This is a genomic window from Delftia sp. WSY_7 (assembly GCF_043104845.1).
GTDB classification, from domain to species: domain Bacteria; phylum Pseudomonadota; class Gammaproteobacteria; order Burkholderiales; family Burkholderiaceae_C; genus Comamonas; species Comamonas tsuruhatensis.
Genome location: NZ_JBICLB010000054.1, coordinates 68475 through 84057 on the forward strand (window position 1 = coordinate 68475; position 15583 = coordinate 84057).

14 protein-coding genes are annotated in these 15583 nt (G+C 67.2%); 8 read left to right on the forward strand and 6 right to left on the reverse strand.

What is annotated here, in order from left to right; genetic code table 11:
- Positions 1-22: 22 nt before the first annotated feature.
- Positions 23-3523, reverse strand: coding sequence for an IPTL-CTERM sorting domain-containing protein (locus ACF8ME_RS26320; protein WP_392418919.1), 3501 nt, complete (start codon positions 3521-3523; stop codon positions 23-25).
- A 504-nt stretch (positions 3524-4027) separates the two neighbouring features.
- On the opposite strand from ACF8ME_RS26320, the gene ACF8ME_RS26325 reads away from it, so the two are divergent.
- A complete protein-coding gene (locus ACF8ME_RS26325; RefSeq protein ID WP_392418921.1) occupies positions 4028-4327 on the forward strand; it encodes a hypothetical protein in 300 nt (99 codons plus the stop codon).
- Between the two features lie 34 nt (positions 4328-4361).
- Here ACF8ME_RS26325 and ACF8ME_RS26330 read toward each other — a convergent pair whose 3' ends face one another.
- From ACF8ME_RS26330 to ACF8ME_RS26340, 3 genes are all read right to left on the reverse strand, one after another.
- Positions 4362-5066, reverse strand: a complete 705-nt coding sequence (locus ACF8ME_RS26330) for an SDR family oxidoreductase (RefSeq protein WP_392418924.1) — start codon at positions 5064-5066, stop codon at positions 4362-4364.
- A 30-nt stretch (positions 5067-5096) separates the two neighbouring features.
- The gene (locus ACF8ME_RS26335; RefSeq protein WP_392418926.1) at positions 5097-6098 is read right to left on the reverse strand and encodes an NADP-dependent oxidoreductase; all 1002 of its coding nucleotides are present in this window, start codon (positions 6096-6098) and stop codon (positions 5097-5099) included.
- Positions 6099-6171: 73 nt separating this feature from the next.
- Positions 6172-6777 carry a TetR/AcrR family transcriptional regulator gene (locus tag ACF8ME_RS26340; RefSeq protein ID WP_392418929.1) on the reverse strand — a complete coding sequence of 202 codons (606 nt, stop codon included), beginning with the start codon at positions 6775-6777 and terminating at the stop codon, positions 6172-6174.
- A 70-nt stretch (positions 6778-6847) separates the two neighbouring features.
- Between ACF8ME_RS26340 and ACF8ME_RS26345 the strand changes: the two genes are divergently transcribed.
- The 4 genes from ACF8ME_RS26345 (at position 6848) to ACF8ME_RS26360 (ending at position 10622) form a co-directional block, all read left to right on the forward strand.
- A complete protein-coding gene (locus ACF8ME_RS26345) occupies positions 6848-8158 on the forward strand; it encodes a flavin-dependent oxidoreductase (protein ID WP_392418931.1) in 1311 nt (436 codons plus the stop codon).
- 98 nt (positions 8159-8256) lie between these two features.
- The gene (locus tag ACF8ME_RS26350) at positions 8257-9159 is read left to right on the forward strand and encodes a glutamate ABC transporter substrate-binding protein (protein WP_016446387.1); all 903 of its coding nucleotides are present in this window, start codon (positions 8257-8259) and stop codon (positions 9157-9159) included.
- A 3-nt stretch (positions 9160-9162) separates the two neighbouring features.
- Positions 9163-9825: an amino acid ABC transporter permease gene (locus ACF8ME_RS26355; RefSeq protein WP_046238349.1), complete on the forward strand. Its 663-nt coding sequence runs from the start codon at positions 9163-9165 to the stop codon at positions 9823-9825.
- Positions 9822-10622 (forward strand): amino acid ABC transporter permease, encoded by an 801-nt coding sequence (locus tag ACF8ME_RS26360; RefSeq protein WP_016446389.1) that lies wholly within the window; start codon positions 9822-9824, stop codon positions 10620-10622. The genes ACF8ME_RS26355 and ACF8ME_RS26360 overlap by 4 nt, the downstream gene beginning before the upstream one ends.
- Positions 10623-10641: 19 nt before the next feature.
- Here ACF8ME_RS26360 and ACF8ME_RS26365 read toward each other — a convergent pair whose 3' ends face one another.
- Positions 10642-10878 (reverse strand): hypothetical protein, encoded by a 237-nt coding sequence (locus tag ACF8ME_RS26365; protein ID WP_016446390.1) that lies wholly within the window; start codon positions 10876-10878, stop codon positions 10642-10644.
- A gap of 174 nt (positions 10879-11052) precedes the next feature.
- On the opposite strand from ACF8ME_RS26365, the gene ACF8ME_RS26370 reads away from it, so the two are divergent.
- A complete protein-coding gene (locus ACF8ME_RS26370; RefSeq protein WP_392418935.1) occupies positions 11053-12435 on the forward strand; it encodes a PLP-dependent aminotransferase family protein in 1383 nt (460 codons plus the stop codon).
- Here ACF8ME_RS26370 and ACF8ME_RS26375 read toward each other — a convergent pair.
- Positions 12416-13894: an MFS transporter gene (locus ACF8ME_RS26375; RefSeq protein WP_392418938.1), complete on the reverse strand. Its 1479-nt coding sequence runs from the start codon at positions 13892-13894 to the stop codon at positions 12416-12418. The two genes, ACF8ME_RS26370 and ACF8ME_RS26375, sit on opposite strands and share 20 nt — an antisense overlap.
- A gap of 128 nt (positions 13895-14022) precedes the next feature.
- Here ACF8ME_RS26375 and ACF8ME_RS26380 point away from each other — a divergent pair, with 128 nt between their 5' ends.
- Positions 14023-14925 carry a LysR family transcriptional regulator gene (locus ACF8ME_RS26380; RefSeq protein ID WP_392418939.1) on the forward strand — a complete coding sequence of 301 codons (903 nt, stop codon included), beginning with the start codon at positions 14023-14025 and terminating at the stop codon, positions 14923-14925.
- 149 nt (positions 14926-15074) lie between these two features.
- Positions 15075-15548, forward strand: coding sequence for a BLUF domain-containing protein (locus ACF8ME_RS26385; protein WP_223275322.1), 474 nt, complete (start codon positions 15075-15077; stop codon positions 15546-15548).
- Positions 15549-15583 lie beyond the last annotated feature (35 nt).

The following is a 15583-nucleotide window of genomic DNA, read 5'->3' on the forward strand; positions in this document are numbered from 1 at the left end:
GCTGCCGCTGCAAGCCAAGGCTTCACTTTCTGATCGGCGGTGCGCAACCACTGCTCGACGCTCGGCAACGCACCGCCACCAGCCCCGCTGCCAGCAGCGAAAGCAGTGCCAGCGCCCAGGGGCCGAGCGCGGGTATGGCCTGCGGGGCCAGCAGCACGGGCAGGCCGGGGTCGGTGATCTGGTTGGGCACGGAATCGCTGTCGCCCACGCCGCCATCGGCCAGGGTGAAGGTCACGCTCAGGCCGTCGGGCGCAAACTGCGCGCCGGGCAGCGCATACCAGTGCGGCTGCGCGCAGGCAGCGCCGGTGCAGCCCAGCCCGTCGGGGCTGGGGCCGTATTTGTAATAAACGGCCCCCTGCGGCACTGGTGTGGTGAAGTGCACGGTCACCTGTGCATCTGCATTGCCAGCGACACGCCCCAGCACCAGGCCCAGCGGCGCGTGCACCGCACGCACATGGGACGGCAAGGGCGCGGGCAAGGTGGAGGCAAAGGCGGCGCTGCTGATCTCCCAGCCGTTCGCACTGTCCACCTCCACCGCCCCCAGATTGCCGTTGCCGCCCGCACCCTGCCACGGTGCGCTGCACTGCTGCGCTGCACCTCCATATTCACCGTTGCACTGCCATTTGTGTTGGCCGCCAGCGGATAGCACGGTCCCTGGCGTGCCCGTGGCGCACAGATTCGCGCTGGGCTTGAAGGCCACAGCGCCGTTGGCCGCTGAGCCGCAGGTGGCATCGACCGGGTCGTGGGTGAACGTGGCCGAAACGCTGCGCGGACTGGTCACGTTGGTGAGCTGGCATGCTCCCGTGCCCGCGCAATCGCCCGACCAACTGGTGAAGTGATAGCCCCTACCAGGCGTGGCGGTGCAGCTTGCGTCCTGGCCGTGGGTGACGGGGTTGGGCGTGCAGGTGACTGTGCCGTTGGTGGTCGCGGGGGTAATGCTGATGGGGTATGTGTTCAGCGCGAAGGTGGCACTCACGCTGCGCGGGCTGGTCACGTTGGTGAGCTGGCATGCCCCCGTGCCCGTGCAATCGCCTGACCAACTGGTGAAGTGATAGCCCGCATCGGGCGTGGCGGTGCAGCTTGCGGCCTGGCCGTGGGTCACGGGGTTGGGCGTGCAGGTGACCGTGCCGTTGGTGGTGGCGGGGGCGATACTGATGGGATAGGTGTTCAGCGCGAAGGTGGCACCCACGCTGCGCGGGCTGGTCACGTTGGTGAGCTGGCATGCCCCCGTGCCCGTGCAATCGCCCGACCAACTGGTGAAGTGGTAACCCGCATCGGGCGTGGCGGTGCAGCTTGCGTCCTGGCCGTGGGTGACGGGGTTGGGCGTGCAGGTGACCGTGCCGTTGGCCGGGGCGGGGACGATGCCGATGGAATAGGTGTTGAGCGCGAAGGTGGCACCCACGCTGCGCGGGCTGGTCACGTTGGTGAGCTGGCATGCCCCCGTGCCCGTGCAATCGCCCGACCAACTGGTGAAGTGATAGCCCGCATTGGGCGTGGCGGTGCAGCTTGCGTCCTGGCCGTGGGTGACGGGGTTGGGCGTGCAGGTGACCGTGCCGTTGACGGCGGCGGGGGTAGCGATGGAGTGGGTGTTGGGCGTGAAGGTGGCCGAGACGGTGCGCGACGCGGTCACGCTGGTGAACTGGCATGCACCCGTGCCCGTGCAATCGCCCGACCAACTGGTGAAGTGGTAGCCCGCATCGGGCGTGGCGGTGCAGCTTGCATCCTGGCCGTGGGTGACGGGGTTGGGCGTGCAGGTGACTGTGCCGTTGGCCGGGGCGGGGACGATGCCGATGGAATAGGTGTTGAGTACAAATGTGGCACCCACGCTGCGCGGGCTGGTCACGTTGTAGAGAATGCACGCGCTGGCAGTGCCCGCGCAATCGCCCGACCAATGGGTGAAGTGGTAGCCCATCGCGGGCGAGGCGACGCAGATGGTGTCTTGCCCATGGGGCACGGGGTTGGCCGTGCAGTTCACGCTGCCGCCGGTGACGGCAGGGGTGGCGATGGCGTAGGTAATCGGCGCGAAGGTGGCTCCCACGCTGTGCGCGCTGGTCACGTTGGTGAACTGGCATGCACCCGTGCCCGCGCAATCGCCCGTCCAGCCGGTGAACTGAAAGCCCGTTTGCGGCGTGGCAGTGCAGCCAGCGGCCTGGCCGTGGGGCACGGGGTTGGGCGTGCAAGACATGCTCCCGCCCGTGGTGGCAGTGGTAGTGATGGCGTAGGTGATGAGCGTCGTGTTGGCAGAGACGGTGGTAGCCCCGAGAACCACGGGCTGGCAAGCCCCCGTGCCGCTGCAGGCGCCGCCCCAGCCGCTGAAGGGGCGGGCGACAGGGTCGTGCACCGTGGCCGTGCAGGTGGCGCTGGAGCCATGGGTCACGGGGTTCGGGGTGCACTGTGCGCTGGCGATGCCCGCATCCGTGTTGACTGTCACCATGTACTGGCGCGGTGCCAGGCAAGCGGCCGTGGTGCCGCCGCTGATGCCCGCGCAATTCCAGCGGAAGGCATCGGACGCGGCAGACTGGTTGGTGGCCGAACCGGCGCTGCACAAGAGGGTTGGCAAGGTGAGCGAAGGCGCAGTGCTGCCACACGCGCCATTGGTGGGCGGCGGGGCGAAGGTGGCGCTGATGGTGCAATTGCCGGTAATGGTCGCAGTGGTGTAGGTGTTGCCCGCAAGCGATCCGCCGCAGCCACTGACCTGCACCGTATAGCCCGGTGGCGTGGTGAGCGTGAAGCTGGCCTGCTGCCCCGCCGCTACATCGCGCCCCGCCTCGATGCTGCCGCCGCCCGTGGCCTGGGAGGTAACGAGGTAGGCGCGAGGCACGGAGCATTGCGGCGAAGGGTTGCCGCCGTAGCTGCTCTGGCACACCCAGGAGAAGGAGTAGGTTTCACCCATCACGCCGCTGGTCGTGCCCACGCTGCACAGCAAGGCGTCTGGCGGATAACGGCGAGGCGTGGTGCTGCTGGCACTGCCGCACACGCCATCGAGCTGCACGGAGCCGGCTTCGACCGTCATGCCGATGGAGGTCTGCGGCTCGGCCACCCAGGCCGGGTTGTGGCTCGCGCCTGAATACCAGGTCAGCCCGTCGTTGGTGGCCGTGGTGATCTGGCGGCGGATCATGGTCTGGCCGATGCTGCGCACCACCACCCAGGCAAAGTCGCCCGCCGCCACGATGCGGTCGCCCGTGAACACGCGCATGCCCGGCGTGGCCGCGTCGGCGGTGAAGGGGGCGCAGGCCGTCATGTCCACGAACGGCGTGGCGGCGCTGGCGTCGGTTGCGCACACTTGCAGCTCGAACTGGTCGATCTGGGTGAGATTCATCTTCACCTGCGTGATGCGCAGCGACTGGCTGCCAATCGGGATGCGGTTGGCCACCCACAGTTTGGTGTGGTAGCTGGAGTTGTGCTGGATGAGCCACGGGTCATTGGCGGCTGCCAGGTTGTCGAATACCGTGACTGCACCAGCAGACACTGAAGCCGCCGCCGTCAGCAGCAGCATGGCAATTCGAAGGGCAAGGGTTTTCATGGCGATGGGGTGGGTGGGTGAAGCGGTGTTCCACCCAGCCGCGATCGGCCATGAAAAATGCTTTCAGCGCTTGTGTATCAAGCGCTGAAAGCCATGTTGATGCAAGCGTGTGGCACGGGTGGATGCGCACTGCCGGCCATCTTGCGGGCGCGCAGCCCTGGCGGCTTGACTGTGCGTTCGTGCCGCGCTTGACTGGACGTTTCGCAAGCCTCACCCCCCCAAAAAAAGGGGCGTTCCCCTCCCCGCCCGCGCTATCATCCGCCCCGGCCCCCTGTCCCGGGGCTGATGCTTCAAAACATCCGTCGTATAGCGGCACAGCCTCTCCGAAAGCGAGGCTTGGTACACCGAATCCATCAGTCAACGCAGATGCGATGGCCTGTGGATTCGATCCGCAATGGAGCACGGAACAATGAACGCCGTTTCTCTCGCCTGCGCGCCGTCTTTTGGCGCAGCCCCTCCCTCATGCCAGGCCTTTGTGCCCGGCCAACTGCGGAGGGACATGGCATGAACCCCGCCCAGCCCTCCCCCACCACGGACAGCCACAGCACCCGGCAGCTGTCCAACGCCCTCACCCAGGTGGACCATCTCGTGCAGCAAGGCTGTGCAGAGATCTCCTCCATCGCCCAGCTCGCCCTGGCATGGCTGGAGACCCCCAAGGGCCACCGGCACCTGGACGTGGTGGCCCGCGCCCTGCAAAGCATCCGCGACAGCGCCGACACGCTGGCCGACTACGCCGGCACCGAGGCCCAGACCATGGGCTGCGGATCTGCCATGGCGCGCACTTCATGGCCCGGCCTGTGTTGATGGTCCGGCCACGGGCTGCGACGGTCATCCAGGCTCAGGCGCCCTGCGGCAGATAGCTTGGCCGGGCCGCCGTCATGCCGCGCTTGACCTGCTGGGTGAGCTCGTCGGCCAGCACTTCATCGAGCCCGGCCTCCAGTCCGTCCAGCGCGCGGCTGACGATGTCCTCGGGGCTGGACTTCGGTGCGTCAAGCCCGCGCGTGAGGTCGGTATCGACATAGGCCATGTGCAGGCCCAGCACCTGTGTCTTCTGCCCTGCCAGCTCGCTGCGCAGGGCGTTGGTGAGCGACCAGGCGGCCGACTTGCTGGCCGAGTAGGCGGCCAGTTCGCCGCCATTGACCCAGGAGGCCACCGACAGCACATTGAGCAAGGCCCCGCCGCCGTTGGCCTTGAGAACCGGCGCAAAGGCCTGGCTCATGCGCAGCACAGCGAAGAAGTTGGTCTCGAAGATGCGCCTGGCGACCTCTTCGCTGTCGGGCGCCAGAAAGCCGCCGGGCTGCGCGATGCCGGCGTTGTTGATCACCAGCGTGACGTCCGACGCCTGCGCTGCGGCGGCGGCCACGTCCTGCGGGCGGTTCACGTCCAGCTGCAGGGCATGCACGCCGGGCTGGGTGACGGTGGCGGGGTCGCGCGCGCCGGCGTAGACCTTGCGGGCGCCACGGGCAAGCAGCTCGCGTGCGAAAGTCAGGCCGATGCCGCGATTGGCACCGGTGACGAGAACAACAGCGTTTTCAATTTTCATGGAGCACTCCAGGGGTGGGGGGAAACAGATTCAACGGATCTTGATGACGACCTTGCCCTTTGCGTGGCCGGCTTCGGCATAGGCAAGGGCCTCGTTGGTGGACTCGAATGCGAAGACCTTGTCCACGACCGGGCGGATGGCGCCCGCCTCGATGAGGCGGGTGATCTCGCGCAGCTGGCCACCGTCGGCCTTCATGAAGACAAAGGAGTAGTCGATGCCACGGCTTCGCGCCCGGCGCCTGATGCCGGAGCTGAGCAGCCGCATCACCAGCTTCACGAACAAGGGCACCGCGATTGCCCTGCCAAATGCGGGATCGGGCGGGCCGGAGATGGAGACCAGCTTGGCGCCGCCCTTGAGCACGCGCAGGGATTTACCAAGCGCCTTGCCGTCCTGGCTGTTGAGCACCACGTCGTAGTCGTGCAGGACGTCCTCGAAGTCCTGCGTGCGGTAGTCGATGACGACATCCGCACCCAGGCTCCTGACCAGTTCGAAGTTGGCAGCGCTTGTGGTGGTGGCAACGGTGGCGCCCAGGTGCCTGGCCAGCTGGATGGCGAACGTGCCCACGCCCCCGGAGCCGGCCTGGATGAAGACCCTTTGCCCCTTCGTCAGCTTCGCTGTCTCCACCAGTGCCTGCCAGGCCGTCAGACCCACCAGGGGGATGGAGGCGGCCTCTTCCATCGTGAGCCCCTTGGGTTTTGGCGCCAGCGACGACTCCCTGACCGGCACGAACTCCGCGAACGTGCCGATCCGGAAATCGTCCGTGCGTGCATAGACCTCGTCACCGGGCTTGAACTGCCGCACGCGCGGGCCGGCCTTGACCACCACGCCGGCCACGTCGTGGCCCAGGATCAGGGGCAGGCGATAGGGCAGGATGAGCTTGAATTGCCCATCCTTGATCTTGGAGTCCAGCTGGTTCACGCCTGCGGCATGGACCTGGACCAGGACTTCGTCGTCACGCAGCTGCGGCTCGGGTACGTCTGCCAGCTGCAAGGCGCGGTTCGCTCCATAGCTTTCCAGAATGAATGCCTTCATGGCTCTCCTTTATATGATGATCATCATATGTAAAGACGAAAAAAATCCAGGCACATGCACAGGGCATGCGCCATCACTGGCTGGCCGGCGCCAGGTGCTTGAGTGCTGCCTCGCGCAGGTTGTCGGACAGGGCCGGATCGTCCACCGCCCGAGCCAGCAGCAGGCTGCCGACCATGGTGGACAAGGTGACGAGCGCGCGCTCGTGGGCACCGGGCTGTCCCCAGTCCGGTGATTGGCGGGCGATGAGATCGACCATTTCCTTGATGTGGCCCGTGGCCACGCGGCGCACCTCCGGCGCCTGGCGCGAGGTCTCGGAACCCAGGGCCGCCAGGGGGCAGCCCAACTCGGCGCGCTGGACATGTTCCTTGGAAAGATAGGCGGCCAGCATGGCCTGCAGCACCATGCCGGGCGGTGCCTTGGCCACCACGTCGGCGACGGCGGCGCAGGACTCCGCGCAGGCCTTGCCCGCCGCTTCGGCCAGCATGGCATCGCGCGAGGCGAAATGGGCGTAGAAGGCGCCATGCGTCAGGCCCGCCTCCTTCATGATGTCCGCCACCCCGGTGCCGCCATAGCCGCTGCGGCGGATGGCACGCGCCGCCACGGAGACGATGCGCTCATGCGTGGCCTCCTTGGCGGAAGCCCGGGCGCTGGAATTTGTGTTTCGCATGATGATCATCATACATTGTTTGCGCCATGCACGCGCCGCAGATGGGACATCCGCCCGCAGCCATTGCATGGACAATCCCGGCATGTCTGCTGCTGCTTCACACAACAATCCATCCCGCCCCGTGCTCATTGCCGGCGGCGGCATCGGTGGCATGGCCACTGCCCTCACGCTGCACCAGATCGGCGTGCCCTGCATCGTGTTCGAGTCGGTGGCGCAGCTGCAGCCGCTGGGCGTGGGCATCAACCTGCAGCCGAACGCGGTGCGGGAACTGCATGACCTGGGTTTCGGCAACGATGTGCTGGACACCATCGGCCTGCAGGCGCGGGAATGGGCGCTGGTGGGCCGCAACGGCAACGAGGTGTATGCCGAGCCGCGCGGGCTGCAGGCCGGCTACCGCTGGCCGCAGTACGCGGTGCACCGGGGGCAGCTGCAGATGATGCTGTTCAACGCCGTCAGGCAGCGCCTGGGCGACGACGCCGTGCAGCTGGGCCGGCGCGTGGTGGGCTACCGGCAGGATGCCGAGGGCGTGACCGCCCTCATCGACACCCGCGATGGCCAGCGGCTGGAGGTGCAGGGCTCGCTGCTGGTGGCGGCCGATGGCCTGCACTCGGCCGTGCGCGCGCAGATGCACCCCGCGCAGCCGCCCATACAGTGGGGCGGCGCCATCATGTGGCGCGGCACCACGCCCGGGGTGCCGGTGCGCACCGGCGCGTCCTTCGTGGGCGTGGGCTCGCTGCGCCATCGCGTGGTGCTGTACCCCATCACGCCGCCGGACCCCGTCACGGGCCTGGCCACCATCAACTGGATCGCCGAGATCACGGTGGACAACCAGGGCGGCTGGCGGCAGGGCGACTGGAACCGGCGCGTGGCGCTGGAGGAATTCATCCACCACTTCGACGGCTGGGACTACGGCTGGCTGGACGTGCCGGCCATGCTGCGCGGCGCCACGGATGTCTTCGAGTACCCCATGATCGACCGCGACCCCGTGCCCACCTGGGTGGACGGCCGCGTGGCCTTGCTGGGCGATGCGGCGCATGTGATGTACCCGGTGGGCTCCAACGGCGCCAGCCAGGCCATCGTGGACGCGCGCGTGCTGGGTGCGCAGTTCCTTGCCCACGGCGTGGGCCCGCAGGCGCTGCGCGCCTATGACGACAAGCTGTGCAAGGACCTCTCGGCGCTGGTGCTGCGCAACCGGGGGGCCGGCCCCTTCGGCCTGCTGGGGCTGGTGGACGAGCGCTGCGGCGGCGTCTTCGACCATATCGACGAGGTGCTGCCACGCGAGGAGCGCGAGGGCTTCATGGCCCGGTACAAGGCCGCTGCCGGCTTTGCGATCGAGACGCTCAACGCCGCGCCCCCCACCATTGCGCCGGGGCAGCGCGTGGCCGGGGCCTGAGCCCTTGTGCGGCGGCAAGGGCCGCGAGTCGCCATAATCGGCCCTTGCCCCTGGCAGCCATCCCCAGATTTACATCACAGACCCAGCAGGAAGACCCCATGCCGATCCAATCCATTCTGAAATCCACCGTGGTGGCACTGGCGATCGTGGGCAGCGGTTCGCTCTTTGCGCAGGGCGCGCCCCTGAACACAGCGGCGTTCGACGCCCTGATTGCGCAAGGCCCCGTCGCCGACGCCGCGACCATCGCATCGAGCACCTGGGCCAGCAAGATCAAGCAGGCCGGCACGCTGCGCCTGGGCAGCACCCAGACCTCCAATCTGTTTTCCCTGCTCAACGAGAAGGACGGCAAGATCCGCGGCTTCGACGCAGGCCTGGCCCAGCTGCTCACGCGCTACATCCTGGGCGATGCGTCCAAGTACCAGTTCGCGCAGGTCACATCGTCCACGCGCGAGCAGGTGCTGATCAACAACCAGGCGGACATGGTGATTGCCACCTACTCCATCACCCCTGCCCGTGCCGAGAAGATCTCGTTTGCCGGCCCCTACTACACCTCGCAGGCCGGGGTGCTGGTCAAGGCAAGCAACAAGACCGTGCAGTCGTACAGCGATCTGGGCGGCAAGAAGGTCGCCACGCAGGCCGGCTCCACGGGGCCCGCCATCCTGGCGCAGCACGCGCCCAAGGCGGTCGTGCAGGAGTTCCAGACGCACCAGGAAGCGCTGGACTCCCTGCGCCAGGGCCGCGTGGACGCCTATGTGACCGACTACACCCTGCTGCTCAACACCCTGAGCCTGGGCACCGGCGACGCGCGGCTGGCGGGCGCGCCCTTCGGCACGCAGGATTCCTATGGCATCGGCCTGCCCAAGGGCTCGGACGGCGTGGCCTTCATCAATGCCTTCCTGAAGAAAATCGAAGCCGACGGCACCTGGGCCAAGCTGTGGACCATCTCCATCGGCCAGCGCACCGGCAGCACGGCCGTTCCCACGCCGCCCGCCCTGCCCTGAGCGATGGGTGACGTCTCCAGACTCCTCGCCGACCACGGGCCTGCCTTCTGGCAGGCCCTCTTGCTGACCTGGAAGCTCACCGCGTTCTCGTTCCTGCCCGGCTTCCTGCTGGGCGTGGTCGTCACGGTGCTCAGGTTGCTTCCGCTGCCGCCGCTGCGCTTCGTGCTGACGGGCTACGTCGAGATCTTCCGCAACATCCCCAGCGTGGCGCTGCTGATCTTCATCGTGTTCGCGCTGCCCGATCTCAACGTCGTGATCGACTATGAGCCCAGCGTGGTCCTGGCCCTGGCGCTGGTGTGTTCCGCGTTCACGGCGGACTATCTGCGCGCGGGCATCAACACCATCGCCGGCAGCCAGATCGAGGCCGCGCTCAGCCTGGGCATGCGGCCCATGCAGATCATCTCGGCCGTGGTGCTGCCGCAGGCGCTGCGCTCGGTGGTGCAGCCGATGACGTCGCTGCTCATTGCGCTGATGCTGTCCACCTCGCTGGCATCCCAGGTGCCGCTGGCGGGCCGGGAACTCACCTCGCTCGTGTCCAAGATCGCCAACGACTCCGCTGCCGGCATGGCCGCCTTCGCCGTGGCTGCCGCGATGTACGTGGCCACCGGATTGCTGATCGCCTGGGCGGGCGCCATCCTGGAAAAGAAGCTGCGGATACTGCGATGAGCCGTTCTCTGGAAGACATTCTGTTTGGCGCACCCAGCCCGCAGGCCCGGCGGGTCACGCAGGTGGCCAGCCTGATCGCGGCGGCCCTGCTGCTGGCGCTGGCCGCGGGCATCGCGCTGCGCTTTCATTCGGCAGGCCAGCTCGAGGCCCGGTTCTGGGAATTCTTCGCCTGGCCAACCACCTGGGCCTTTCTGGCCAAGGGCCTGCTCGGCACGCTGGCATCGTCGGCCATGGCCGCCGTGATTGCGCTGGCCCTGGGGCTGGTGCTGCTGGCGGGGCGCCTGGCGCGGCCCCGCATCGTGCGCTGGCCCAGCGTCGCCGTCATCGAATTCCTGCGCGGCACGCCCACGCTGCTGCTGATCTATGTCTGCTTTCTGGTGCTGCCCGCCGCCGGCATCAAGCTGAGCACCTACTGGATGCTGACCCTGCCCATAGGCCTGAGCACCGCCGCCGTGGTGGCCGAGGTCTACCGCGCGGGCGTGCTTGCCGTGCCACGCGGCCAGACCGATGCCGCGCGAAGCCTGGGACTGACCGAGGTACAGGTCTTCCGGCTCGTCGTCTTCCCCCAGGCGGTGCGCTTCATCGTGCCGGCGCTGGTCGCGCAACTGGTCATCGTGGTCAAGGACACCACGTTCGGCTACATCGTCACCTACGGCGAGCTCATGCAGAACGCCAAGGTGCTCATTGCCAACTACCACGCGCTGGTGCCCGTGTACCTGGTGGTGGCGGTGCTCTACTGCCTTGTGAACTACGCGATATCCAGGGCGAGCAGGCGGCTGAACCGGCCCGTGCACTGAGGCCCGCCAGTGCCTGCCCTCAGGGAAGGCTCAGATCCATGCCGAGCATCCTGGCAAGGCCGAAGGTGAAGGCCAGCACGCACAGCAGCAGCAGCGTGAAGACGGCAGCGATCTTGCCGCCCGCAATGAGCAGCTCGCGCCTGTCCGCCCCCTTCTTCTTGCCTTGGTCGTAATGCCACTTGATGGCGAAGAACATGGCCGTGCCGAACACGAGCGCCTTGAACGTGACGAAGACTACGGGGATCCAATCGATCATTTTGAGAACTTCCAGCCAATGACTTGGCACTGTCCACGGTGGGGAGCCCCCCTCCCGGACATGAGAGGCAGAGCGTCAGCGACGGCCATGCAAGCACGGTGCTGCCACACCTTGTGGCGCATACTACCCAAAAGCAATTTCCATACATGGACCCAAACATCGCTGCTGAAAACCATGCAAGATGACTCTTTGCCAAGCTGGCTGCCGCGCCTGGCCGTGCAGCGCGGCCCCCGTTTTCTGCAGATTGCGGATGCCTTGCAGGCAGCGGTGGCGGACGGATCGCTGAAACCGGGTGACCGCCTGCCTCCGCAGCGCCTGCTGGCAGCGCAGCTGGATGTGGACCTGACGACCATCACCCGCGCCTACGACGAGGCCCGGCGGCGCCACCTGCTGGAGGGACGCGGCGCGCGAGGCACCTATGTCGCGGCGCCGAAGGTCGAATGGAGCTCGGTGCTCGACCTGAGCATGAACACCCCGCCGCCGCCCGAGGGCGTGGACTTCGACGACATGCTCAAACAGGGCTTGTCGCAGGTATTGATGAGGGCCGATGCCCAGCTGCTGATGACCTACCACCTGGGCGGGGGCAGCGACTCCGACCGCAAGGCCGCAGCCCAATGGCTGGAGCCGATGTTTGGAAGTCTGGATGACCGGCAGATCGTTGTCTGCCCCGGGGCGCAGGCGGCGATCGCCGCCCTGATTCTTGCGCTGACCGCGCCGGGCGACGTGATCCTGGCGGAGCCCGCCAGCTATCCCGGCCTGCGTGCCGCAGCGGCCCAGTTCGGCCGGCGCATCCTGGCGGTGCAGGCGGACAGGCAGGGGATGGTGCCGGAGATGCTGGAGCAGGCCTGCCGCGAGCACAGGCCGGCGCTGGTCTACCTCAATCCGACACTGCAGAACCCGACCGCCATCACCATGTCGGAAGGCCGGCGCAAGCAGCTGGCCAGCGTGGCCAGGCGCTGCCAGGTGCGCATCGTCGAGGACGACCCCTACTGGCTGCTGGCCGACGCCCCGCCGCCGCCCATTGCCGCATTCGCCCCGCAGCAGGTGTACTACATCTCGACCCTGTCCAAATGCCTGACGCCCGGCCTGCGCGTGGCCTTCGTGCTCATGCGCGACCCGCATGAACGCCAGCGCTTCCTGGTGGCGCTCAGGTCCTTTGCGCTGATGGCCCCCCCCGTGACGGCCGCGCTGGCCACGCAGTGGATCCTCGATGGTTCGGCCGGGCAATTGATGGACGGCGTGCGCAAGGAGGCGCGCCTGCGCCACCGGATGGCCAGGGACATCCTGGCGGGGCGGTACAGCGGCGCCGGAGACGGCCTGCATGTATGGCTGGAGCTGCCGGGGTACTGGACTAGCGCCCAGCTGGCACGTGCCGCCGACAGCGAGGGCATCGCCGTCACGCCCGCGCAGGCATTCGCCACCGGCAGCGAATCCGTGAATGCCATCCGCATCTCCCTGGGCAGCATCAAGGACCGTGGACGCCTGCACGCCGGTCTTCAACGGCTGTCCCATCTGCTTGCACGGCTGCCGGAGTCGTTCAGCGCTGCCGTGGTGTAGCCGCGCCGGTCGCGGGAGCGCGGCTTGCGGCCGCAATCGCAGCCGCAATCGCGAGCGCAGCCACGACCAGCACTGCCGCGACTGCGAACGTGATCCGCATCGCGTGGGCAATGGCCCCGGGATGCGCCGCGGCGATGTCGGCCGTCCCTGACGCGAACGCGAACACCATCCCCATCACGGATGCCCCGGTGACGAGCCCAAGGTTGCGCGACAGCCCGAGCATGCCCGACATCACGCCACGCTGGTCCGCAGCGACATCGGCCATGACGGCCGTGTTGTTGGCGGCCTGGAACAGCTGGTAGCCAGGGGTCAGGACGGCGATGGCGGCAACGTAGCCCGCAACACCGAACATCGCCGCAAGCACGGACAGGGCGAATGCGCCCGCCGCCATGGCGATGAGTCCGGCGATGACCATGGGGGCAGCGCCCAGGCGATCGACGACACGGCCGGCCGGGACACCGCTCAGGATGGCGATGAACGGGCCCACCGACATCACGAGCCCGACCGTGGTTTCGTCAAGCCCGAGCCCGCGAGACAGATAGAACGGCCCGACCACCAGCGTCGCCATCATCACCGTCGAGACGAGCGCATTCATGGCCAGGCTCGCGCTGAAGCCCGGATCGCGGAACCGCTCCAATCGGATCAATGGCGATGCGGCTGCCGCCTGGGCCCTCGCGAAGAGCACGACGCCGAAGGCCGCGGCCGACAGCAAAGCCCCGTTGAGCGAACCGAAGCTTGCGCGCCCCAGCGTCATGGCGAGTGCATAGGCCACAAGCGTCAGAGCGAGCAGCAAGGTGCCCAGGTGGTCGAAGCGCGCCCGATCCGCCTGCGCCCCTTGGCGATGCACGGGCAGGTATCGATGCGCGAGAAGGAATGTCAGGACGCCCAGCGGCAGGTTGATGAGGAAGATGGCCCGCCAGCCGGGTCCGGCGATCAGATATCCGCCGAGTGCTGGACCGAGGGTGGTGCCCATCGCGGACATCGTTCCGAGCAGGCCCATCGCGCTACCGGTCCTCGCCTTCGGAACCGTCTCGGCGACCAGCGCCATGGAGAGGGCCATCATGATGGCCGCGCCCAGGCCCTGCACCGCCCGGGCGGCAATCAGCAGCCAGAGATTGGGAGCCAGGCCGCAAAGGATCGAGGCCAGCGTGAACAGGACGATGCCGGCCAGCAGCAGCCTTCGGCGGCCCAGGACATCGCCAAGCCGGCCGGCGCTGACGGTCAGGGCGGTGATGGCCAGCAGATAGGCCAGGACGATCCACTGGACCTGCTGGAAGGACGCGTTGAACGCCTGCGCGAAGGTGGGCAATCCCACGTTGGCGATGCTGGTGCCCAGCGAGGACAGCAGCATGGACAGCGAAAGGCTGGCCAGCACCCACCGGACCGGCGGCCCCTGTTGCGCACTGCCGGCCCCTGCCCCACCTGTTCCGGCACCGATCGGTTTCGACGTGGACTTCATCTTTGGCGACTCCCATATTCAAGTTCTCAGGAGCCTAGTGCCGTGCCTGGCATGGCGGAAGGCGCACTGCTCTCACTTTATTCATGCGTTTGACGCCATGTCGCTACCCGCTGTGCTACGGTCAATCCATGCCGAAGCCCGATCTCAACCTGCTTGTCACCCTGGATGTGCTCCTTGCGGAGGGAAACGTTGCGCGCGCGGCCCAGCGGTTGCGGCTGAGCCCGTCGGCAATGAGCCGGGCGCTGGCGCGGCTGCGTGAGACCACCGGCGATCCGCTGCTGGTCAGGGCCGGGCGGGGTCTCGTTCCCACACCGCGAGGCCTTGAGCTGCGCGAGCGGGTCAGCCAGCTGGTGCAGGACACGGAAGCTGTTCTGCGCCCTGCCGGGCAGCCCGACCTCGGACAACTGGTGCGCACGTTCACGCTGCGCACCAGTGAAGGCTTCGTGGAGAATTTCGGACCGGACCTCATTGCCCGCGTGGGCCAGCAAGCGCCCGGCGTACGGCTTTGCTTCGTGCAAAAGACCAACAAGGACAGCGGCCCGCTTCGCGACGGGACGGTCGACCTGGAGACCGGCGTTGTCGCAAGCACGATAGGTCCGGAGGTGCGCGCGCAGGCGCTGTTCCGAGACCGTTTCATCGGCGTCGTGCGCCAGGGCCATCCGCTGAGCCAGGGCGAGATCACACCCGCGCGCTATGCGAGCGGCAGGCATATCCTGGTGTCCCGGCGGGGGCAGGAAAAGGGGCCCATTGATGAAGCCTTGAATGCGCTCGGCCTGCAGCGGCAGATCGTTGCGACCGTCGGCGGCTTTTCCAGCGCGCTGGCCCTGGCCCGCGCCAGCGACCTGATCGCCAGCGTTCCCGAACGACACACCGGCAACCTGCGCGCGCAAATGCACAGCTTCCCCCTTCCGGTCTCCATGCCGCAGATCACGGTTTCATTGCTCTGGCATCCCAGGCTGCATGCCGATGCTGCGCACCGCTGGCTGCGCGGGTGCGTACGGGAGATTTGCGCAAAGGCTGATTCGCCATGAGCGCCCGCAGCCAGCGGGCTGCCATCGCCGCTCCCATGCACCCATGCAGATACCCATGCAGATGGGCCAGCCCATCAGCAGACCAAGGCTGACCAGCGCCAGATGCAGCAGGCGCTGGAGGCCGGGATGGTTACATATGCAACAACGGGTTGCACACCTACGTGGACCGTCCCGCGCAGGCCATACCATCGCCGGCCTACAACACAGAAAGGCGCGAGGTTATGCAGGAGAGTTCTCTGGAGTGCTTCCTCTATCACAGTCAGTTGGCACCAGGGGCCGACACCACCTGCATCGCGGGCATCATCAAGACCGCACGCTCGTTCAACGGGTCGGCCGGGATCACGGGCATGCTGGTTTTCGACGGGGAACGTTTCTTTCAGTATGTCGAAGGGCCGGCACGGCAATTGGGTTTGCTGGTGGAGTCCATCTCGCGCGACGAAAGACATATCAACTTCACGCCGATGTTCCCGCAAACGCGCATTGATCAAAGGCGTTTCGCCAAGTGGTCCATGGCCTATGTGATTGTGGAAGATACAGAACATCTGGGCACGATTTCCAAGCTTGAAGGCCCTGGTGCGCTGGCCAAATTGCAGGAGCTGTTGCCGCTGCTGGATGTTCAGTAATTCCTTGGGCCAAAGCGGAGCGGGATTTTCATGAT